This window comes from Streptomyces sp. NPDC005805, from assembly GCF_040630445.1.
Classification (GTDB): domain Bacteria; phylum Actinomycetota; class Actinomycetes; order Streptomycetales; family Streptomycetaceae; genus Streptomyces.
In genome coordinates, this window is the sequence record NZ_JBEXXN010000014.1 from 1 (window position 1) to 19,876 (window position 19,876).

Consider the following 19,876-nt stretch of genomic DNA (forward strand, 5'->3'; position numbering starts at 1 on the left):
GAGTGCGAGGTCGTCGCGCTCACCGAGGACGCCCTCGACGGCATCGACGTGGCGCTGTTCCTGGTGCCGGGCGAGGTGTCCGCGCGGTGGGCGCCCGTCGCCGTCGCCCGGGGCGCGGTGGTCGTGGACGGCTCCCCGGCCTTCCGGGCCGACCCCGAGGTACCCCTCGTCGTCCCGGAGGTCAACCCGCACTGCGTGCGGGTCCGGCCCCGGGGCATCGTCGCGAGCCCGCACGACACGACCCTCACCCTGCTCCCCGCCCTGGGCGCGCTGCACGCCGCGTTCGGCCTGCGCGAACTGGTCGTCTCCTCGTACCAGGCCGCCAGTGGCGCCGGACGGGAGGCGGCCGCGGAACTGCGGGCGCAGCTCTCCCTCGTCGCCGGGACGGAGCTGGGCTCGGCGCCCGGCGATGTGCGGCGGGCGGTGGGGGACGCCCCCGGGCTGTTCCCGGCGCCCCTCGCGCTGAACGTGGTGCCGTGGACGGGCGCGCCGGGTGAGGAGCCCGCGGACGGCGGCTGGTCGTCCGAGGAGCTGGGGCTGCGCGCGGAGACCCGCAAGGTCCTCGGCCTGCCCGGCCTGAAGGTCGCGGCGACCTTCGTCCGGGTGCCGGTCCTCACCGGGCACTCCCTCGCCGTGCACGCGGTCTTCGAGGGCGAGGTCACGGTGGAACGGGCGCACGAGATCCTGGCCACCTCACCGGGGGTCGTGCTCTACGACGACCCCGGGGCCGGTGACTTCCCGACCCCGGCCGATGTGGTGGGCACCGACCCGACCTGGGTCGGGCGGGTGCGGCGGGCTCCGGACGACCCCACGGCGCTGGACCTCTTCGTCTGCGGCGACAACCTCCGCAAGGGGGCCGCCCTGAACGCGGCCCAGCTCGCGGAGATGATCGCCGGGGATCCGCGCTGATGCGCGGGGCCGGGGGCAGGGGGCGGGCGGACGGGACCGCGGGCCGGGGCGGGGGCCGGGGGTGCCGCACCGAAATCCGGCGCGGAGTGTCCGATCTCCTTTGTAGGATCTGTGAACGCCCTGTGATCGATTCGAAGGTCTGAACCACTTGAACTGGGGCGCCCGGGTGTTCGATCATCGCTTTCCTCCTTGTCGCAACCGGCGGGTGGGCGGAGAGCGTCTTCTCGGACGCCTCGAAGTGGTGCGATGGGATACGGGGCTGTGGGGAAGATCGAGTGTGCATGACGACATGGGGTGCTTCGCCGAAAGCAGTGGCGTACGCGTACAACCCTGACGGGGGGAAGCGTGTCCAACAGGCGTGGCAGAAGTACTCGACATCGCAGGGGTGGTCCCGGTCCGCGGCGCGGTGGTGCGCCCGATCCGCAGAGCCCGCCCGTCCGGCGGCATGCCGGTGATCGCGCCTACGCCGGCGTCCGGCACCACGCGCGTGCCCGCGCAGCGGCAGGGCGCTGACGACGCCATGGCCACCGGCACCACTGTCGATCACCTCACCGAGACCTACCGCGCCCACTACCGGTCGCTGCTGGGTCTCGCCGCGCTGCTCCTGGACGACACCGCCTCCTGCGAGGACGTGGTGCAGGAGGCGTTCATCCGGGTCCATTCGGCGCGCAACCGCGTCCGGGACCCGGAGAAGACCCTCGCCTATCTCCGCCAGACCGTGGTCAACCTCTCCAGGTCGGCGCTCCGGCGTCGCATCCTGGGCCTCAAGCTGCTCTCCAAGCCGATGCCCGACATGGCGAGCGCCGAGGAGGGCGCCTACGACCAGCTGGAGCGGGACGCGCTGATCAAGGCGATGCGCGGGCTCCAGCGGCGCCAGCGCGAGGTGCTGGTCCTGCGGTACTTCGCCGATATGACCGAGGCGCAGGTCGCCGAGACCCTCGGCATCTCCCTCGGCTCCGTCAAGGCGTACGGTTCCCGGGGCATCGCGGCGCTGCGCGTCGCCATGGAGGCCACGGCATGAGCGGGCACGGCATGAGCGGGCACCGGGGCGATGACGGTGACGAGCGGTGTGAGCCGGACGGGCTGTCGGACGACCGGACTGGGAACGGAAAAGTGAGCAACGGGCCGGAACCGGAACACGAGCGGAACGGCTTCGACGTCGACGAGGACGCGCTGCGCAGACTGCTTCAGGGCGCCGTCGACGAGCTGAAGCCCGCCGAGGGAGCCCTCGACCACCTGCGCCGCGCGGTCCCCGCCCGCCGGGCGCGCAAGCGCCAGGCGCTGGTCGGCGCCGCCGCCGCGGTCCTGCTGGCCGGCACCGCGGTCCCCGCCCTCCTGCACGTGACCAACTCGGGCGGCGCCGCCGACACCAACGCGGTCAACGCCGGCCACGGCGAGCAGGCCCAGGGCGGCACGGGCAACGAACCGGGTGCGACCGGCGGCGAGAAGGACCCGCTCAAGCCCCCGGGCGACAGCGCCCAGGACCAGGAGCGGGGCGAGAAGTCCGGCAGCACCCGGCCGGGCGAGGAGCCCGACCAGAGCGCGTCCGACGGCGCGTCGGGCGCACCCCGGTCCCGGGACGTCACCGGCAGCGGCGCCGTACCGCGCTGCCAGATCTCCCAGCTCGGCGCGTCCGCCACGACCAACGGCCCCGACGCCGAGGGCAAGGTCTACGGCACCTTCCGCGTCACCAACGTCTCCCAGTCCGAGTGCAGCGTCACCGGCGGCGGCTCGGTCGGCTTCCAGGCCGCGGGCGCGGCCGACCCGGCCCGGATCAGCGTCGTCGGCCACACCAGCGGCGGACCGGCCGGCGGGCTGCCGGACCCCTCGGCGGAGGTCTCCTCGGTCCTGCTGAAGCCCTCCGCGGCCTACGAGGTCAAGTTCGCCTGGATCCCCTCCGACACCTGCCCCACGACCGGCCCCTCGCCTGACCCGTCCCCCTCCGACGGCACCGCGGCGGGCGGCACCGGGAGCACGGGCGGCAGCACGGGCGAGACGGGCACCGGAGGCTCGGCGGACGGCACGGAGGCGCAGCTGCGCACCACGGACGGCGTCCAGCCGGGCAGCGTGACCGTGACCCACTCCGCCGACGCGGGCGCCCCGAGCGCCCAGGCGACCGTGTCCAACGCGTGCGCGGGCACGATCTACCGCACGGGCATCCTCCCGGCGGTCTAGCCGCCGCGGGCAGCCCCGCGTCACCCCCGTCCACGGCCGCCGCGTACGGCGTCCAGGACATACGGCACCGCGCCCGCGATCGGACGGCCGCCGCCGGGCCGTCCGGCCGTCGGACCATGGGTCGTCGGGCCGCCCGCGGTGGGGGCTCCCGCGCGGGCGGGGCCGTGCCGCCACCTACCGCGCCGACACCTGCCGGCTGACCGGGCTCCCGCGCGGGCGGGGCCGTGCCAGGCCGGGGCGGGCGGGCTCAGGTGTCTCAGGCCGCCTCGGGGCCGAGGCCCAGTTCCTCGTCCCGCACGGCCTCCGCCTCGCGCCGCACCAGCCGGAACCACATGAAGAGCACAAAGCCCGCGAACACGAACCACTCCCCGGTGTAGCCCAGGTTCTGGAACGCCTTCAGGTCCAGGCCGCTGTTCTGGGGGGCCGCCGCGGGGACGGCGGTCAGCCCGCTGTCCGCCTTCTCCAGGGTGACCCAGGCGTCGTAGACGTCGTCCGGGACCAGGTTCACCAGGGAGGCCGCGCTGATCATGCCGAGCTGGCCCTGGGGGAGCCCGCCCGCCGTGTGCGCGCCGTCGGTGCCCGTGGTCTCCGATGCCTGGAGGGCACCGGCCACCGTCACCACACCGGCGGGCGCGGCCGGGGCGCTGCCGCCCTGCGGGAGCCAGCCCCGCACGACCGGCAGGGTCCGGCCGCCGTCCGTCCGCAGCAGGGTCAGCACATAGGAGCCCGTCCTGCCGTCGAGCTTCCGCCCGGGGACGAGGAACTGCTCCCCGTAGCGCCCGGTCGCCGTTGCCTGCCGCCCGGACGTCTTCTTGTCCACCGGCAGGAGTTCATCGAGGGGCGCGGGCTTCTCGCGCGCGGCTTCCGCCGGGCGCTGTTCGGCCTCCCGGTGACTGTCGACGCGGTCCTCGAACCGCCCGAGCTGCCACGAGCCCATGAACAGGCAGAACGGGATCGCCAGCGCGACGAAGACGTTGATCCCCCACCAGCGGGGCGTCAGCAGGAAGCGGTACACCCCTCCACGGTACGGAACGGTCCCGACCCCCTTTGTCCCGGGTCCGGTCCGAACTTTGTCCCGGGTCCGGTCCGAACCGGAGCCCAGCCGGGTCCGAGCGGGCCCGGACCGGGTCCCGGGCACCGGTCCGGGGACAGGAAGGTCCCCGGACCGGCGCCGGTCGCCCCGCTAGCCCGCCAGGCGCCCCAGATGGCGGTCGGCGAAGTCGATCTCCAGCCGCACCTGCTTGATCCGCTCCTCCACGACCAGGGACCCGTGGCCCGCGTCGTACCGGTACACCTCGTGGACCGCTCCCCGGGCCGCCAGCCGGTCCACGTAGTTCTCGACCTGGCGGATCGGGCAGCGCGGGTCGTTGACCCCCGCCGATATGTAGACCGGGACCCGGACCTCGTCCACGTACGTCAGCGGGGAGGAGGCGGCGAAGCGTTCCGGGACCTCCTCAGGCGTCCCGCCGAGGAGGGTGCGGTCCATGGCCTTCAGGGCCTCCATCTCGTCGTGGTAGGCCGTGACGTAGTCGGCGACCGGGACCGCCGCCAGGCCCAGCGCCCAGGCTTCCGGCTGGGTGCCGAGTCCGAGCAGGGTCAGATAGCCGCCCCAGGAACCGCCCGCGAGGACCAGTCGCGCCGGGTCCGCCAGACCGGATCCGACCGCCCACTCCCGCACGGCGGCGATGTCCTCCAGCTCGATCAGGCCGACCCGGTGCTTGAGCGCGTCGGTCCACTCCCGCCCGTAGCCCGTGGAGCCGCGGTAGTTGACCCGGACCACCGCGTATCCGTGGTCGACCCAGGCGGCCGGGCCGGCGGCGAACTGGTCGCTGTCGTGCCACGTCGGGCCGCCGTGGATCTCGAACACGGTCGGCAGGGGGCCGCTCGCCCCGGCCGGCCGCTGGACGAGCGCGTGGATGCGGCCGCCGGGGCCGTCCACCCACACGTCCTCCACCGGGACGGAGCGGGGAGCCTTCATCCCCGGCGGGTCGAGTACCACGCCGCCGGAGGTGGAGCGGACCTGCGGCGGTTCGGCGGCCGAGGACCACAGGTACTCCACGCTGCCGTCGGGCCGGGCCGTGGCGCCCGACACCGAGCCCACCGGCGTCGGGACGCGCTCCAGCCCCCGCGTCGCGAGGTCGTACCGCCACAGCTCGCCGCGTGCCTCGAAGCTGTGGGCGACCAGCAGCCCGGAGCCGTCCGGGTACCACTCGGCGTTGACGTCACCGGGGAGGTCGATGGCGAGATCGGTCTCCTCGCCCGTGGCCACGTCCCAGATCATCGGCTCCCAGCGGCCGCGCCGCTGGTGGCCGACGAGGAGCCGGGTGTCTCCGTCCACCGGGGCGAAGCCGAGGACGTCCAGGCCGAGTTCCCGGGTGCCGCCCCGGGTGTCGTCGAGCTCGGCCACGGCCGAGCCGTCCAGGCGGAGCACCCGCAGGGCCGAGTGCATGGCGTCCCCGTGCTCGGTGTGCTCGATCGCGAGCAGCGTGCCGTCGTGGGAGAGGTCGCCGACGCCGCCGGACTCCCGGTGCCGGTAGACCACGGACGGCTCCGCGCCCGGCCGCACGACATGGACGGTGGTCCCGTCCTCGTCCGTGGAACGGCCGATCACCGTGGTGCCGTCCCGGCCTATCGCGAGCCCGGCCGAGTAGGACGCCGGGAGGCCGGGGACGGCCGGCACGTCCTCGCCGCCGGCGAACGGCTGGCGCATCCAGATGCCGAACTCGTCGCCGTCCGTGTCCGAGAACCACCAGACGCTCTCGCCGTCCGGGGCGAGGGTGCCGTCCGTCGTCCCGTTCGGCCGGTCCGTGACCTGGCGGCGCTCGCCCGTGGCCCGGTCCCATGCGTACAGCTCGTAGGTGCCCGTCGCGTTCGACACGAACAGGGAGCGGTCGGGGGCGTCCTCCGCCCACTCGGGCAGGGAGACACGCGGTGCCCGGAACCGCTTCTCCCAGTCGGGCATGTCGGGTGTGGTGTCGGTGTCGTTCATGCCGTCCATCAAACCGGAAACCGCCCCGGTCCATCCTCACCCTGTGGACAACCGGCCACCTGTGAACAACTCCGTCACCCCTGCTCGGGGCCCTGCGCAGGGACCTGTGGACAACGGGGGCGTTGTCGGTGGCGGGGCGCAGACTCACCTCATGACGACAGACGACTCCCGCACGGACTCCACCACGGATTCCCCCGCGCCCTCCCCCTCGGCACCGGCCGGCCTCGCCGCGACGGTCGCCGCGCACTGGACCGCGACCGAGGCGCGCGACTGGGCGGCGCTCGCGGCCACCCTCGCCGAGGACATGGTCTACGAGCTTCCGCAGACCCGGGAACGCATCCGCGGCAAGGAGGCGTTCCTGCGCTTCTACCGCGAATACCCCGGGGACTGGCATGTGCGGGTCGACCGCCTGGTGGCCGACGGGGACCAGGTCGCGACCTGGGTGCACGCCAGGGTCGGCACGGAGGAGATGCACGCCGTCACCTTCTTCACCGGGGACGCGCAGGGCAGGATCACCGCGATATCCGACTTCTGGCCGGAGCCCTACGAGCCCCCGGCGGGCCGGGAGCATCTGACCGAGCGCTACTGAGCGGACGCGGGCCGGTTGCGGTCGCCTTCGAGACCGCCTCCTGGGGCGCGTCAGGGTTCGCGGTCGCGGCTGGTGTGGGCCTCGGGGGCACGGTGGCCCGGAGCGGCGTGGCGCCCCGGTGCCGCGAGTAGATGCCGTGGGTCCGCGGCCCGGGTGATCGCCGTCTCGACCGCGGAGATCCGGTCGGCCAGCAGCCCCAGCGCGGCGACGGCCCTGGTCAGCGGATCGCCCTCCGCGCCTCCGAGGGCCTGGGCGCGCACATGGCGCGCCCGGACCTCCGCCCAGCGGGCCTCCTGCTCGGGTGTGAGCGCCGAGCGCAGCTCCGCGAGCTTGAGCAGCGCCGCCTCCGCTCCGCTGGTCAGGGTCCCCGCCTCGCTCGTGTAGTGGTCCTCGACCACGGCCGCGAGTTCGGCGTCGTTCATGACCGGGCTGATCCGCTCCACGATCTTGTTCATGTTGCGGTAGGAGCCCTGGAGCAGGAACGGCGGTTCGGTGCGGGTCTCGTCGCTGCGCGCGGCGGAGGCGATGTACGCCTCGTTGACCGCGAGCACGGTGCGCCGGGCGGCCACGACATGGCGCAGCACGGCCAGGATCCGGTCCAGCTCGGCCGGCGCGTAGGGGTGCTCCAGCCGGTCCGCGCTCGCCGCCGGGTCCCCGGAGGCCAGGCGGACGAGCAGGTCCACGTCGGCCCGGTCCCGGCCCGCCAGGGGGGCCAGCACGGGGTGGGAGGTCAGCGCGTTCTCGACGAAGCTCAGCGCGAACACGTCCTCCTTGCCGGTCAGCACCTCGCCCAGGTTCCACACGTCGGCGCGGTTGGCCAGCATGTCCGGGATCCGGAAGCGCCGGCCGGACTCGGTGTAGGGATTGCCCGCCATGCAGACCGCGAAGCGCCTGCCGCGCAGGTCGTAGCTGCGGCTCTCACCGCGCCACACACCCTCCATGCGGCGCTGCGCGTCGCACAGCGGGATGAACTTCTGGAGCAGCTCCGGGGAGGTGTGCTGGATGTCGTCCAGGTAGAGCAGGACGTTGCTGCCCGCCTCCAGCGCGAAGTTGATCTTCTCGACCTCCTGGCGGGCGGTGGCGTTCGGCGCCTCGTCCGGATCGAGGGAGGTGACCGAGTGTCCGAGGGCCGGACCGTTGATCTTGACCAGGGCGAGCCCCAGGCGGTCCGCCACGTACTCCATCAGCGTCGTCTTGCCGTAGCCGGGCGGAGAGAGGAGCAGCAGGAGGCCGTTGCTGTCGGTGCGCCGGGACTCCCCGGCCGTGCCGAGCTGCTTGGCCAGGTTGTCGCCGATCAGCGGCAGATACACCTCGTCGATGAGCCGGTTGCGCACGAACGACGGCATGACCCGCGGCCGGTGCTCGTCCACACGCAGCCGGGCCCGTTCCGCCGTCGCCAGGGCCGTGCGGCGCTGCCGGTAGTCACGGAATCCGGGGGCGACCACGGCGCGGAAGTGCCGCGTCCGTGCGAGGAGTTCGTCGATCCGGACGGTCATCGCCCGTCCCGTGATGCGCGGGTGGTCGCCCAGCAGCCCTTCGACGCGCTCGCTCAGCGGGGCCTCGCACGCGTACCGGGCCAGGTCCGGGCAGAGTTCGAGGGCGGCGGCCTCCGCGAGGTCGCCCGCGTCGATGCCCGGGTCCGTCGCCTGCGCGTACGCGCCCAGCCAGTTGTCGACCACCTGGCGGCGGGCGGCCAGGTCGTCGCCGAGGGACGCCAGGTCGTCCTCGTAGGCGGCCGTGTCGACCGAGCGGCGGAACTTCTCCAGCAGCGTCCGCGCCCCCGCGCCGGTGACGAAGCCCTCCGGCCCGCGGGTCAGCTCCTCGAAGAGGTACTCCGCGGCGAGTTCACCGCCGGCTCCCATCCGCTCGGCCAGCTCCGCGCGGAACGCGTCGATCGCCGGGGCCAGCCCGAAGGTGTCCCGGGCGCGGGCCAGCGAAACTGCCCGCCGCGTCCATGCGGTGCGCCCGGCCTCGTCGGTGCCGTGCGCCCAGAAGAGCTGGGCGGCCGCCCGTGCCCGTGGCGGGTAGCGCAGCAGCCCGGCGTCTTCCCGCAGGCGCAGCAGCGCCCGCAGGATCAGGGTCGCGTCGTGGTCGTGCACACCCCGCTCACAGCCCTCGTCGTACGCCGCCTCAGCCGCGCGGCGCACCAGGTCGCCGAGGTCCGCCGCCCCCTCCAGCGCGTCCGCGCCGTGCTCGTCCAGCAGTCGGGCGGCCAGGTGCTCGGCCCGGTAGACCTCGGCGTTCTCGGACGGCAGGGACTGCTCCCAGTACGGGCGGGTCGCGGCGTACTCCGGGTCGGCCGTGACCGGCGCCCGGTAGTCCGTGCCGGTCAGCGCGAACACCTGCCCGTCGCCCTGCGGGACGAGGGTCAGCTCGAACGGCTGGGTGTTCACGGTGAACAGATGCCGGCCCAGCCGGATCGCCGAACCCCCGTCGGCGTACAGGTCGGTGCGGTCGCGCAGCGCCCGCGCGGCCTCCTGCCGGGCGGCCTTCAGCCGGCCGTCCAGCTCCTCCGCCCGCACCGAGTCGCCCAGTTCGCGGAGCTGTTCGGCCGTGCGCCGCACTTTGGCGGCCATCGGGTCGGAGGCGAAGAAGGCGTTGACCGTGTCCAGGCCGTCCAGCGTGGCCGCGCGTCGTGCGATCGTCTCCAGCACCCGGCCGGCCGAGGCGGCCAGCCGCTCCGCCTGGGCCGCCCGTGCGTCCTGGAGCGTCTGGCGGCGGGCCGTGAACGCCTCGTAGACCTCGGTGCGCTTGTCGCCCAGCTCCGCGAGGTAGGCGTCGGAGTCGGCGAACCGCGACTCCAGGTCCTCCAGACGCACCAGCAGCGACGCGAGCTGCGTGTCGCAGGCCGCCGGGTCCGTGGCGGCCGCCAGCGCACCCGTCACCGCCTGCCCGAGCAGAGCCAGTTCGGCCGTGAACTCGGCCCGGCCCTCCCGGGCGACCAGCTCCCGGCGGCGGGCGTCGAGCACCGCGCGGGCCCGGTTCACCCCGGCCAGCACCTCGGCGATCCGCTCCAGGACCGCCGTGCGCACCACCGCGTCGCCGAACTCCAGACCGGCGACCACCTCGGTCACCGTGCGCAGCCCCTCCTCCAGGCCGTCCAGCCGCTGGGCGACGGGCCCCGCGCCCGCGGCGGTCGCCACCTCCTCCGCCTCGCCGGCCAGCTCCGCGATCTCGTCGTGGTAGCCGGTGAAGGAGTCCTCGCGCTCCAGGTGCGCCATGGCCCGCTGGGCGAACGAGGCGATGTCCGCGTCCGTCTCGGCCGCCAGTGTGTCGATGCGGACCGCGTCGGCGTACCGCATCTCCTTGAGCGTGATCAGCTCGCCCTGGGCGCGGCGCAGGCCCGTCAGCCCCTCGACCCACGCGCCGGCCGTGCGCGGGGTCTCGCCCCGCAGCCGCCGCACCAGCGAGGCGATCCGCTCCGCCGAGGCGTCCAGCGCCCCGGCCGCCCGTGCGGTCAGCTCCCGGACCGTCTCGAACTCCGCGACCACCTGGGCGGCCGTCTCCCGCATGGCCTCCAGCGGGGTGCGCAGATCACCCGTGCCCGCGTCGGAGAGCCAGTGGTAGGCGTCGCCCGCCCGCACACAGGCCGCCAAGAGGGCCTGGTACACCTCGGTCGTCGGCGTCGTCTCGGACACCGAACGGGCCAGCGAGAGGCAGTCGGAGATCCCGCGCACCAGGTCCGCGTTGCCGATCCGGGCGAGCGGCCCCTCCCCGGCCGGCCGCGCGGCCGCGTAGGTGTCGGAGACGTACGGCGACTCCCAGAGCTGCACCGGGTGCACCCGGGCGGGCTCGTCCTCCCGGGAGCGCAGCACCAGCAGACGGCCGTCCTCGAAGAGCGCGTAGCCGGAGCCGGTCAGCGGGGTGGACACGCCCTTGCCGATCACGTTGTACGGCAGCAGCAGAAGGCGTCCCCGGGCGGGCGACCGGAACGCGTACAGCACGTCCTCGCCGTTGGGGGAGCGCACCGTCCGTTCGTACACCAGCGAGGCGAGCAGTTCCTCGTCGAGGTCGAAGGTGCGGGCCGATCCCGTCGCGGCGAGGCAGTAACCGCCGGGGAAGACGATGCCCTGGTCGTCCGGCAGCCGCAGGCACGCCCGGCCGATGCCGTCGAGCCGGCTGACCTCGCGGGTGGTGGTGGCGAAGACGAAGTGCCGGTCGCGCGTCTCCTTGTAGGGGCGGACGCGCAGCAGGATCAGCGGCCCGACGCGCGCGTACGCCACCTCGGCGTCGGCCAGCGACTGCAGGGGCTCGTCGACCGGCTCGGAGTGGATGCCGTCGGCGGTCTCCGTGTCGTCGGAGGTCTTCAGGGTCAGCGAACCGCCCACGGTCGAGACGAACAGCTCGCCGCCGACGGAGATATGGGGGTGCCGGCCGAGGATGTGGTCCTCGCGGGTCGCGGCCGTCCAGTCGATGTCGTGCGAGGGCGGGAAGACATGGTCGCGCTCCCCTCGGGCATCGAGGAACCGGGCCGAGACCGGGCCCCCGGCGGGCGTCTCCAGGGCCCAGCGGAGCACCCGGATGTCGCCCGTCCGGTCGGCGCCGCGCCCCTCGGACGGGCCGCCGCCGGGCCCGGTCCGGAACACCGCCAGCAGCTTCCCGTCCAGCACCCGCAACTGAAGCAGCTGGGCGTCCCGGTAGTAGCGGTGCAGCGCCTCGAACTCCTGCCGGAACGCGGGGTCGTCGAGCAGCCCGGGCACGGTGTCCTCGGGCAGCCGCTCCAGCGCGGCGTCGTGCAGGGTGAGCACATCGGCGACGGAGACCTCCCCGGCCGGGGAGGCGGTGGCGGTCGCGCGGAAGCCGAAGAGCAGATACGGGCCGACGGCCGCGAGGTCCTGCGGCAGCCCGGGATGCTCGGTGCGCAGGTTCTCCGTCCCCGCGAGCCGCAGCTCCATGGAGCCGAAGGTCTCGATCCGGCGCTCGTTCAGCTCCCCGGCGCGCCGGGCGAGTTCCGCGGCCTGGGCCCCGAGCCGGTCACGCAGCACCTCGTACGCTCCGGACTCCTCCCCGGGGCCGGTGGACCGCGCGTCGGCGGGGCGGGTGGTGGGCGTGGTCATCTGATGTGCTCGCTTCCTGTCCTGCGCTCGCGTCCTTCGGACCTGGCTGCGGACTTGGCTCCGGGCCTCGCTCCGGACTTGGCTCCGGACCTGGCTCCGGGCGGATTCCGCCGGCTTTCCGGACCTGGTTCCGGGCGGGCGGGGCTGCTCCCGGGCCGGGCCCACGGATCCGTGGGCCCGGCCCAGTGGGAGGGCCCCGGTGCTGCTCACCCCCGTCGGGCAGCACCGGGGCCGGGGCGCGCCGTCAGGACGACGGCGCGCCGTTCAGGGGGGCCTGCTCGACGGCCGGGGACCGGCCGGTCAGGTCCGTGAGGGACAGGTCGGAGAGGCCGAGACGGTCCACCTCGTTCATCAGCTGCCGCAGTTCACCGGCGGCGCCGCCGCCCGATCGCATCAGCCGGGTCAGCAGGGCGGACACCGTCAGGTTCTGCACATCGCCCGTGGACACGTTCCCGAGGACCGAGGTCAGGTCCTCCGTGAAGCTCGACGAACCGTCCAGCCACGGCTTCGCCAGGGTCTGCGCCGTCTCGGAGTTGCTCACGAAGGCGTCCACGCTCTTGCCGAGCGAGATCGACGACATGATCCGGTCGAAGAAGGCCGACTCGCCGCCGACGATGCTGATGTCCGCGTTCTCCAGGCCCGTGGCGAGCACCGTGGCCTGCGCCTCGGCGACCTGGCGCTGCATGTCCAGACCGGCCAGGCGGACGTCCTTCTCCGCCTCCAGCCGCAGGCGGTACTCCTCGTGCCCGCGCGACGCCTCGTCCAGGGCGGCCATCGCGGCCGCCTTCTCGGTCAGCCCGGCGGCCTCCGCCTTCAGCTTCTCGCTGATGGCCGCCGCGCTCGCCGCGCCCTGGGCCCGGACGCCCTCCGCCTCGGCGAGCAGTCGGGCCTGGGTGGCCTCGGCCTCCGCGCGGCCCGCGCGCTCGATCGCGTCGGCCTCCTTCTCGCGTACCTGCACGGCCGCGAGCCCTTCGGCGGCCGCCTCGGCCTGGACGCCCTCCGCGAGACGCTGCTTGGCGCGCGCGTCCAGGTCCGCGGACTTCACCCGCGCCTCGGCGAGCGTGATCTCCTCGGCCGCGCGGTGGACGGCCGCCTGTTCGGCGGCCTCCGCCGCCTTGATGTCCTTGACCAGCTTCTCCTGCGCCTCGGCCTCGGCCGCGATGACGATCGCCTGCCGCTCCCGCTCGGCCTCCTCCACGGCACGCAGCCGCTTGATCGACTCCTCCTGCTCGGCGACCGTCCGGTCCACGGCGACCCGCTCCCGCACGACCTCGGCGATCTCCCGGCGCTCCGCCTCGACCTCCTTGTCGGCGGCGATCCTGGTCAGCGCGGTCTCCCGCTCCCGGGCGATGACTTCCAGGAGCCGGTCCTTCTCGATGCGCTCGTTCTCGATGGCGATGACCCGCTCGCGGTTCTTCTCGGCCACGGCCACCTCACGGGCCTGGTTCTCCCGCTGGACGCCCAACTGCTCCTCGGTGCGCAGGAACGCGCTCTGCGCACGCAGCCGCTCCTCCTCGACCACCCGGGCGGTCTCGGCCTCCTCGCGGGCCCGCACGGTGTCGATCTCGCGGCGCTGCTTGATCTCGGCGTCCGCCTGCCGGCGCTCCAGCTCCAGGATCGCCTCGCGGGCGTCCACGTTCTGGCGGGTGATCTCCTTCTCCTCGGTGCGCTGGAACTCGTTGGTGCGCACGTGCTCGACCGCCGTCAGCTCGGTGATCTTCCGGATGCCCTGCGCGTCGAGGACGTTGGACGGGTCGAGCTGCTTGAGCGGGGTCTGCTCCAGGTAGTCGATCGCCGCGTCCTCGAGGCTGTAGCCGTTGAGGTCGGTGCCGATGAGCTGGATGATCCGGTCGCGCAGCTCGTCCCGCTTGGTGTAGAGGTCGGTGAAGTCCATCTGCTTGCCGACCGTCTTCAGCGCCTCGGAGAACTTGGCGTTGAACAGCTCCTGCAGGGTCTCCTTGTCGCTCGCCCGGGCGGTGCCGATGGCCTGTGCCACCTTGATGACGTCCTCCACCGTCTTGTTGACGCGGACGAAGAACGAGATCCGGATGTCGGCGCGGATGTTGTCGCGGCAGATCAGGCCGTCGCGGCCGGCGCGGGTGATGTCGATGGTCTTCACCGAGATGTCCATGACCTCGGCCTTGTGGAGCACCGGCAGCACGACCTGCCCGGTGAAGGTGACGTCGACCTTCCGCATCTTGGAGACGATCAGGGCCTTGCCCTGTTCGACCTTGCGGAAGAGCCGGGTGACGACGAGCAGCAGGCAGAAGGCGATGAGCAGGACGGCGGCGATCAGCACGCCGATGCCCATGGTGATGGAGTCCATGAGAGTCCTCGGAAGTCCTTGGTGAGGTGAGCGGGTTCAGCGGGCGGGGCGCACCGTGGTGGCGGTCCGGCCGTCCCCGGCCGCCGGTGGACCGGGCTCCGCCGTCTGTCCGTGAGCGCGACCGATCGGGCGGTCGTGGTCACGGACGGGCGGCGGCGCGGGTGCACCGGCGGGCCGGAGTGGGGCCGCGCCGCTCGGGCCCCGGATCCGCGCAGGGCGGACCGGGACGCGCCGCGTCCTGTGGTGGTTGGCCGGTGTCGGTTGCCGGGTTCCGGCTGCTCGGACGGCCGGCGGCACGGCCGCCGGTGGGCGCCAGGTCCCTGCCAGTCAGCCGTCGGCCGGTCGTCAGGCGGTCGTCAGGCGGCTGTCGGGTGGCCGGCGTCCGGCAGTTCGCCGAGGGCGGAGAACGGCGCGACCCAGAAGAACTCGCCGTCGTCGTCGAACGCGAACAGCAGTCCCGTGGAGCCGGCGACGAGGCTCGGTCCGTCCGGACCCGGGCCCTCGCCCGGCAGTTGCCGCACCTGGACGACGGCGGTGGAGCCGTCCCTGGCCCGGACCTCGGCCTGGCCGAAGTGCGCGTCCACCCGCCCGGTGCGGATGGTGCACGTCATGCCGATGAAGTCCTGGCGGGACGGCCCGGGTTCGTCAGGGAACAGTTTGGCCAGACCGCGCACCAGGCGCCGGGTGGCTCTCCAGGGGACGAACACCGCGGCGGCGAGCACCGCGCAGGCGACGACCGCGTACGGCACCCCGGTGAGTCCGGACCCGCGCAGCAGCAGGGAACCGGTGACGGAGGTGAACCAGGCAAGGACGACGAACAGTGACACGGCGACGGTCACCGGGACACCGCCGAGACCGGCGGAGCCGAACCACGCCGTGTCGGCGTCGGAGTCGAACATGTCCTGCGACGCGCCGCCGGCGGCCACCAGCAGCCAGAAGACCAGGACCACGACGAGAGCGGCGCTGAACAGCGCGGTGGGAAAGCCGGCCACGGCCGAGAGGAATTCGTTCACCGTTCCGACCCCCGTTCGCTCATTGCCGCCAAGCGGCACCCGTGGCATCCCCTTGCCTCGGTGCGCTCCCATCGTGCCAGGTACACGGACTTGCTCGCATTGCCGGATTCCGGCAGTCTTAACGCGTTCTTAATGCCGGGTCGGCCCGTCGGGCAGCGCCCGATACGGCCGCCCGGACGGGGTGGACGGGGGAGGAAACAGTGGCGACACCGGAGGCGACGGACACCTACGTCGAGGGGTACGCGGAGATCCTGGCCGAGGTCGGAAAGACCGGACGGCGGCTCACCCGGGACGAGTTGGAGGGGCGCCGGTCACTCGGTGAACAGGCGGCGGAAGCGGGCCGGGGACTCCGCTCCCTGGTGATCGCCCATCTCGCCGCGACCCGGGCCAACTGGCCCGACACCACGGCCCCGGACAGCGTGCTGGCCGCGGTCGAGCAGGCCGTGGACGCGTTCGCCGGCGGTTACGAGCGCGCCCAGCGCCTCGCCGTCCGCAAGGAGGAGGCCGCACGCCGGGAGTTCATCGACGACCTGCTGCACGGCCGGTCCGACCCCGCCCGCATGGCCCAGCGCGCCGAGCGCTTCGGGCTGCGGCTCGCCCACGACCACTCCGTCGGCGTGGCCGAGGGGCCCGAACCCTACGACGACACCCACTTCGTGACCCGCACGGTCGAAGCCGCCCTCTTCGCCCGCTTCGGGGACCGCCGGATCCTGCTCACCACCAAGGACGACCGGCTGATCTGCATCGTCCCGGGCAACCAGGACGACGTCGTCCGCTACTTCGCCAAGCAGGCGTACGCGGCCACCGCCGGCGGCCGGGCCGCGGTCGGACGGCCCCACTCGGGACCCGGCGGCGTGGTCCGCTCCTACGAGGAGGCCCTGAACGCCCTCGACCTGGCGCAGCGCATGGACCTCGACGAGCCCGTCCTCTACGCGGCGGACCTGCTCGTGTACCCCGTCCTCGCCCGGGACCGCGAGGCGATGTCCGACCTCGTCCGCAACACACTCGGCCCGCTGCGTGACGCCAGGGGAGGGGCGAGGCCCCTTCTGGACACGCTGCACGCCTACTTCGACGCGGGGTGCGTCTCCGCCCAGGCGGCCCGCCGCCTCAACCTGAGCGTCCGCGCCCTCACTTACCGCCTGGACCGCATCCACCGGCTCACCGGCGCCGACCCGGCGGACCCGCGGCACCGCTTCACCCTCCAGACGGCCGCGATCGGCGCCCGGCTGCTGGACTGGCCGGACAGCGAACTCTGACACCGGAGCGGTTCGCAGCGGCCCGGCCGGTGGCGTCCGGGCCGACGGCTGCCGGCCGGCCACCGCCGGCCGACTGCCGTCCGCCGTACGTCAGTTGCTCACTGACGTACGTACGTCAGATGTTGACGCCGAAGTCCTGCGCGATGCCGCGCAGGCCGGAGGCGTAACCCTGGCCCACCGCGCGGAACTTCCACTCCGCACCGCTGCGGTAGAGCTCACCGAAGACCATCGCGGTCTCGGTGGAGGCGTCCTCCGAGAGGTCGTAGCGCGCCAGCTCGGCCCCACCGGCCTGGTTGACGACGCGGATGAACGCGTTGCGCACCTGGCCGAAGGACTGGCTGCGGCTCTCACCCTCGTGGATGGAGACCGGGAACACGATCTTGTCGACCTCGGCGGCGACACCCGCCAGGTTGACCTTGATCTGCTCGTCGTCGCCCTCGCCCTCACCCGTGAGGTTGTCGCCCGTGTGCTCGACGGAGGCGTCCGGACTCTTGAGGTTGTTGAAGAAGACGAAGTGCTGGTCGCTGAGGACCTTGCCGTTGGCGTCGACCAGCAGCGCGCTGGCGTCGAGGTCGAAGTCCGTGCCGGTGGTGGTCCGTACGTCCCAGCCCAGACCCACGATGACCGCGGTCAGGCCAGGGGCCTCCTTGCTCAGCGAGACATTGCCGCCCTTGGAAAGGCTGACACCCATCGAAATCCCTGCGCAATCCGGCGCGGGCCACGCCACTTGACGATTTCTTTGCCCAACCGAGCCAACGACCCGCCCCCCCGGTCGGGTTCCCGGTCCGCCCGACAATCTCCGCGTTCACCCGTTCGGCGCACGGTATGCGGGGCTCCGCTGTGGAGCCCCGGCGGGCGCCACCCGGACCTGGCCGCCGCCCTACTCGCCGGACGCCGGCTCCCGCCGCACGACATGACCATCCGCGACCGCCCGCTCGCGCCGCACCTCGCCCAGCTGCTGCTCCAGCGCCACCACTCGGCGCTCAAGGCGCTCGACCTCCGCCCGGGAGAGGTAGGTCGCGTTCTCGTGCCCCGAGTCCCAGCCCTCCCGCCATCCGCGGCGATGGGCCTCCGCGATCTCTTTGTCGTGCTCCGTGGCGTGTGTGCCGCAGGCCACGTCCGACCCTGAGATCCGGATCCGGCACGGGCTCCCTGAACGGGTCGGCCGCCCGCACGTCCGGTACAGATCGTCGATCATGTGTCGTCCCTCCCGGAGAACTGGCCAAGATCTTCCCGTGACCGGCGGAAACGGAGCCGAAAACCGGTCAGCGGCCCGGGAGTGCTCCAGGGGTCCCCCCCATCGGGGACCCGCCCCGTCACACCCGGACCCTCCCCCTCCCCGGACCCGCCCCGAAGCCGTTCCGGCAGCCCGGACGACCCGACGAGAGTGGCTGAATGTGGTCAAAGCTCAGGTACAGGCGTTCGGGGTGCACATCGGCAGTATCGATCCGCCTGCCGCCGGACCGTTGGCGCTGCGCCCCCGTCCGCGCCGCACGACAACGGGACGGCGTGCACGCGCGGCAGGGCCGCGGGATTCATGAAACCTGGAGAAAGGGGTGCCGCACGGTCGACGGACCCGGAGCCGCGGCGAGAAGGGTCGCGTGGAGCCGCGTTGGAGTGCCGCGAACATCGGCACGGCACGGGGACTGTTCGTCGTCGGCCTCACGGAAGTGGGGCTCGGCCGGCACAAAACAGGTGAGGCACCTACGAAAAACCGTAGGTGCCTCACCTGATGTTCCACTGTCGGGGTGGCGGGATTTGAACCCACGACCTCTTCGTCCCGAACGAAGCGCGCTACCAAGCTGCGCCACACCCCGATGTCGCCCGCTGTCTCGGCGACGTCGTTTACTTTAGCCCACCCGCGCCCGGAGGCGAAATCCGGTTTCGGGAGGGGTGACGGGCCTGGTCAGGGGCGGGGGACCAGGGTCAGGAGGGTGGCCTCAGGGGGGCAGGCGAAGCGGACCGGGGTGTAGCGGTTGGTGCCGCAGCCGGCCGAGACGTGGAGGTAGGCGGTGCTGCCCTCCGCGGTGTGCCGGGAGAGGCCCTTCACGCGGTCCGTGTCCAGGTCGCAGTTGGTGACGAGGGCTCCGTAGAAGGGGATGCAGAGCTGCCCGCCGTGGGTGTGGCCCGCGAGGATCAGGGGGTAGCCGTCGGCGGTGAAGGCGTCCAGGCTGCGCAGGTATGGCGCGTGCACCACGGCAAGGGACAGGTCCGCGTCCTTCTCGGGGCCGCCGGCCACCAGGTCGTAGCGGTCCCGCTTGATGTGCGGGTCGTCGAGGCCGGTGAACGCGAGCTCGTAGCCGTCCAGCTTCAGCCGGCCGCGTGTGTTGGTGAGGTCCAGCCAGCCGGCGGCGTCGAAGCCGTCGCGGATCTCCTCCCACGGGTTGTGGACGGCGCCGACCGCGGGCGGGTTGCCGTTGAGGCCGTGGCGTCCCTGGACCTTCTCCAGCAGGTAGCGGGCCGGGTTGCGCAGCTTCGGGCCGTAGTAGTCGTTGGAGCCGAAGACGTAGACCCCCGGGTACTCCAGCAGGGGCCCGAGCGCGTCCATGACCTCGGGGACGCCCTCCGGGTCGGAGAGGTTGTCGCCCGTGTTGACCACGAAGTCGGGGCGCAGCCCGGCCAGGGACTGCAGCCAGGCCCGCTTCTTGCGCTGGCCGCTCACCATGTGGATGTCGGAGACCTGGAGGACGCGCAGGGGCCGCATGCCGCGCGGCAGGACCGGCACGGTGGTCCGGCGGAGCCGGAAGGAGCGGGCCTCGAACCCGGCGGCGTAGGCGAGACCGGCCGCGCCGACTGCCGTGATTCCTGCGGTGATTTTCAGGGGGGTCCCGTAGCGTGCGCGCATGCGCCCATCGTCGCAGACCCGGCGGGTGCGGGGGAGCGGTGGCCTCGCGGGCCCGCGGCCGAATTGGCGGGCGTCGGGCACCCGGCACCTGACACACTTGTCCGTATGACCACGCTCAAGTCCAAGCTGCAGGAAGACCTCACCGAGGCGATCAGGGCGCGCGACGAACTGCGTTCCTCGACGCTCCGGCTGACCCTCGCCGCGATCACCAAGGAGGAGGTCTCGGGCAAGACCGCCCGTGAACTCTCCGACGACGAGGTGCAGAAGGTGATCGCCAAGGAGGCGAAGAAGCGCCGCGAGGCGGCCGACGCCTTCGCCCAGGGCGGCCGCGCCGAGCAGGCCGAGCGGGAGAAGGCGGAGGGCGTGATCCTCGACGCCTACCTGCCGCAGCAGCTCACGGACGACGAGCTCCACGGGATCGTGGCGGGGGCCGTCGAGGAGGCCAGGTCCGCGGGCGCGGAGGGCCCCCGGGCCATGGGCGCCGTGATGAAGATCGTGAACCCGAAGGTGGCCGGGCGCGCGGAGGGCGGCCGGGTGGCCGCCGCGGTGAAGCGGCTCCTGGCGGGCTAGCCCGACGGCCCGACGGCCCGACGGCCCGGCGGGCTCGCGGCCCCGGCAGGCCGCAGGCCCGCGACCCCGGTACAGGGGACGCGACGCACGAGTGAGGACGTATGAGTGAGGGGGACCCGGCCGGCCGGGTCCCCCTCACTCATACGT

Annotated in this window: 14 protein-coding genes and 1 tRNA gene; 6 read left to right on the forward strand and 9 right to left on the reverse strand. The window is 73.3% G+C overall.

The annotated features are described in order from the left end of the window. The 3 genes from ABZ457_RS10565 to ABZ457_RS10575 all read left to right on the forward strand — a co-directional run. Positions 1–909: aspartate-semialdehyde dehydrogenase (locus ABZ457_RS10565; RefSeq protein WP_359156124.1), on the forward strand; the 909-nt coding region annotated here is incomplete at its 5' end. Positions 910–1,354: 445 nt separating this feature from the next. Next, positions 1,355–1,930 (forward strand): SigE family RNA polymerase sigma factor, encoded by a 576-nt coding sequence (locus ABZ457_RS10570; RefSeq protein WP_359156303.1) that lies wholly within the window; start codon positions 1,355–1,357, stop codon positions 1,928–1,930. A gap of 92 nt (positions 1,931–2,022) precedes the next feature. After that, positions 2,023–3,084: a hypothetical protein gene (locus ABZ457_RS10575; protein ID WP_359156126.1), complete on the forward strand. Its 1,062-nt coding sequence runs from the start codon at positions 2,023–2,025 to the stop codon at positions 3,082–3,084. 256 nt (positions 3,085–3,340) lie between these two features. Here ABZ457_RS10575 and ABZ457_RS10580 read toward each other — a convergent pair whose 3' ends face one another. Together ABZ457_RS10580 and ABZ457_RS10585 are read right to left on the reverse strand one after the other, a co-directional pair. Continuing rightward, a complete protein-coding gene (locus ABZ457_RS10580) occupies positions 3,341–4,099 on the reverse strand; it encodes an SURF1 family protein (protein ID WP_359156128.1) in 759 nt (252 codons plus the stop codon). A 168-nt stretch (positions 4,100–4,267) separates the two neighbouring features. Beyond that, entirely contained in the window at positions 4,268–6,082 is a 1,815-nt protein-coding gene (locus tag ABZ457_RS10585) for a prolyl oligopeptidase family serine peptidase (protein ID WP_359156130.1), read from the reverse strand. 142 nt (positions 6,083–6,224) lie between these two features. Here ABZ457_RS10585 and ABZ457_RS10590 point away from each other — a divergent pair, with 142 nt between their 5' ends. Beyond that, entirely contained in the window at positions 6,225–6,662 is a 438-nt protein-coding gene (locus ABZ457_RS10590) for a nuclear transport factor 2 family protein (RefSeq protein WP_359156132.1), read from the forward strand. A 50-nt stretch (positions 6,663–6,712) separates the two neighbouring features. On the opposite strand, the gene ABZ457_RS10595 is transcribed toward ABZ457_RS10590, so the two are convergent. The 3 genes from ABZ457_RS10595 to ABZ457_RS10605 all read right to left on the reverse strand — a co-directional run bounded on the left by ABZ457_RS10595 (position 6,713) and on the right by ABZ457_RS10605 (position 15,058). Next, complete coding sequence (locus tag ABZ457_RS10595; RefSeq protein ID WP_359156134.1) at positions 6,713–11,719, reverse strand: DNA repair ATPase; 5,007 nt, start codon at positions 11,717–11,719, stop codon at positions 6,713–6,715. A gap of 244 nt (positions 11,720–11,963) precedes the next feature. Further along, positions 11,964–14,045, reverse strand: a complete 2,082-nt coding sequence (locus ABZ457_RS10600) for a flotillin family protein (RefSeq protein ID WP_359156136.1) — start codon at positions 14,043–14,045, stop codon at positions 11,964–11,966. Between the two features lie 356 nt (positions 14,046–14,401). Continuing rightward, positions 14,402–15,058 carry a hypothetical protein gene (locus ABZ457_RS10605; RefSeq protein ID WP_359156138.1) on the reverse strand — a complete coding sequence of 219 codons (657 nt, stop codon included), beginning with the start codon at positions 15,056–15,058 and terminating at the stop codon, positions 14,402–14,404. A 200-nt stretch (positions 15,059–15,258) separates the two neighbouring features. Between ABZ457_RS10605 and ABZ457_RS10610 the strand changes: the two genes are divergently transcribed. Continuing rightward, the gene (locus ABZ457_RS10610) at positions 15,259–16,314 is read left to right on the forward strand and encodes a helix-turn-helix domain-containing protein (RefSeq protein WP_359156140.1); all 1,056 of its coding nucleotides are present in this window, start codon (positions 15,259–15,261) and stop codon (positions 16,312–16,314) included. Positions 16,315–16,429: 115 nt separating this feature from the next. On the opposite strand, the gene ABZ457_RS10615 is transcribed toward ABZ457_RS10610, so the two are convergent. From ABZ457_RS10615 to ABZ457_RS10630, 4 genes are all read right to left on the reverse strand, one after another. Next, a complete protein-coding gene (locus ABZ457_RS10615) occupies positions 16,430–17,005 on the reverse strand; it encodes a TerD family protein (protein WP_359156142.1) in 576 nt (191 codons plus the stop codon). A 189-nt stretch (positions 17,006–17,194) separates the two neighbouring features. Further along, the gene (locus tag ABZ457_RS10620) at positions 17,195–17,431 is read right to left on the reverse strand and encodes a hypothetical protein (protein ID WP_359156144.1); all 237 of its coding nucleotides are present in this window, start codon (positions 17,429–17,431) and stop codon (positions 17,195–17,197) included. Between the two features lie 626 nt (positions 17,432–18,057). Next, positions 18,058–18,131: transfer RNA gene (locus ABZ457_RS10625), tRNA-Pro, on the reverse strand. 89 nt (positions 18,132–18,220) lie between these two features. Beyond that, positions 18,221–19,159, reverse strand: a complete 939-nt coding sequence (locus tag ABZ457_RS10630; protein WP_359156146.1) for a metallophosphoesterase — start codon at positions 19,157–19,159, stop codon at positions 18,221–18,223. A gap of 105 nt (positions 19,160–19,264) precedes the next feature. On the opposite strand from ABZ457_RS10630, the gene ABZ457_RS10635 reads away from it, so the two are divergent. Next, on the forward strand, positions 19,265–19,729 hold the full coding sequence (locus tag ABZ457_RS10635) for a GatB/YqeY domain-containing protein (protein ID WP_359156148.1): 465 nt from the start codon (positions 19,265–19,267) through the stop codon (positions 19,727–19,729). Positions 19,730–19,876: the final 147 nt, after the last annotated feature.

Excerpts from the sequence above, each read along its gene's own strand:
- ABZ457_RS10570 (WP_359156303.1), top strand. The coding sequence starts at position 1,355 with ATGCCGGTGATCGCGCCTACGCCGGCGTCCGGCACCACGCGCGTGCCC.
- ABZ457_RS10585 (WP_359156130.1), bottom strand. The coding sequence starts at position 6,082 with ATGGACGGCATGAACGACACCGACACCACACCCGACATGCCCGACTGG.
- ABZ457_RS10590 (WP_359156132.1), top strand. The coding sequence starts at position 6,225 with ATGACGACAGACGACTCCCGCACGGACTCCACCACGGATTCCCCCGCG.
- ABZ457_RS10595 (WP_359156134.1), bottom strand. The coding sequence starts at position 11,719 with ATGACCACGCCCACCACCCGCCCCGCCGACGCGCGGTCCACCGGCCCC.
- ABZ457_RS10600 (WP_359156136.1), bottom strand. The coding sequence starts at position 14,045 with ATGGACTCCATCACCATGGGCATCGGCGTGCTGATCGCCGCCGTCCTG.
- ABZ457_RS10615 (WP_359156142.1), bottom strand. The coding sequence starts at position 17,005 with ATGGGTGTCAGCCTTTCCAAGGGCGGCAATGTCTCGCTGAGCAAGGAG.
- ABZ457_RS10630 (WP_359156146.1), bottom strand. The coding sequence starts at position 19,159 with ATGCGCGCACGCTACGGGACCCCCCTGAAAATCACCGCAGGAATCACG.
- ABZ457_RS10635 (WP_359156148.1), top strand. The coding sequence starts at position 19,265 with ATGACCACGCTCAAGTCCAAGCTGCAGGAAGACCTCACCGAGGCGATC.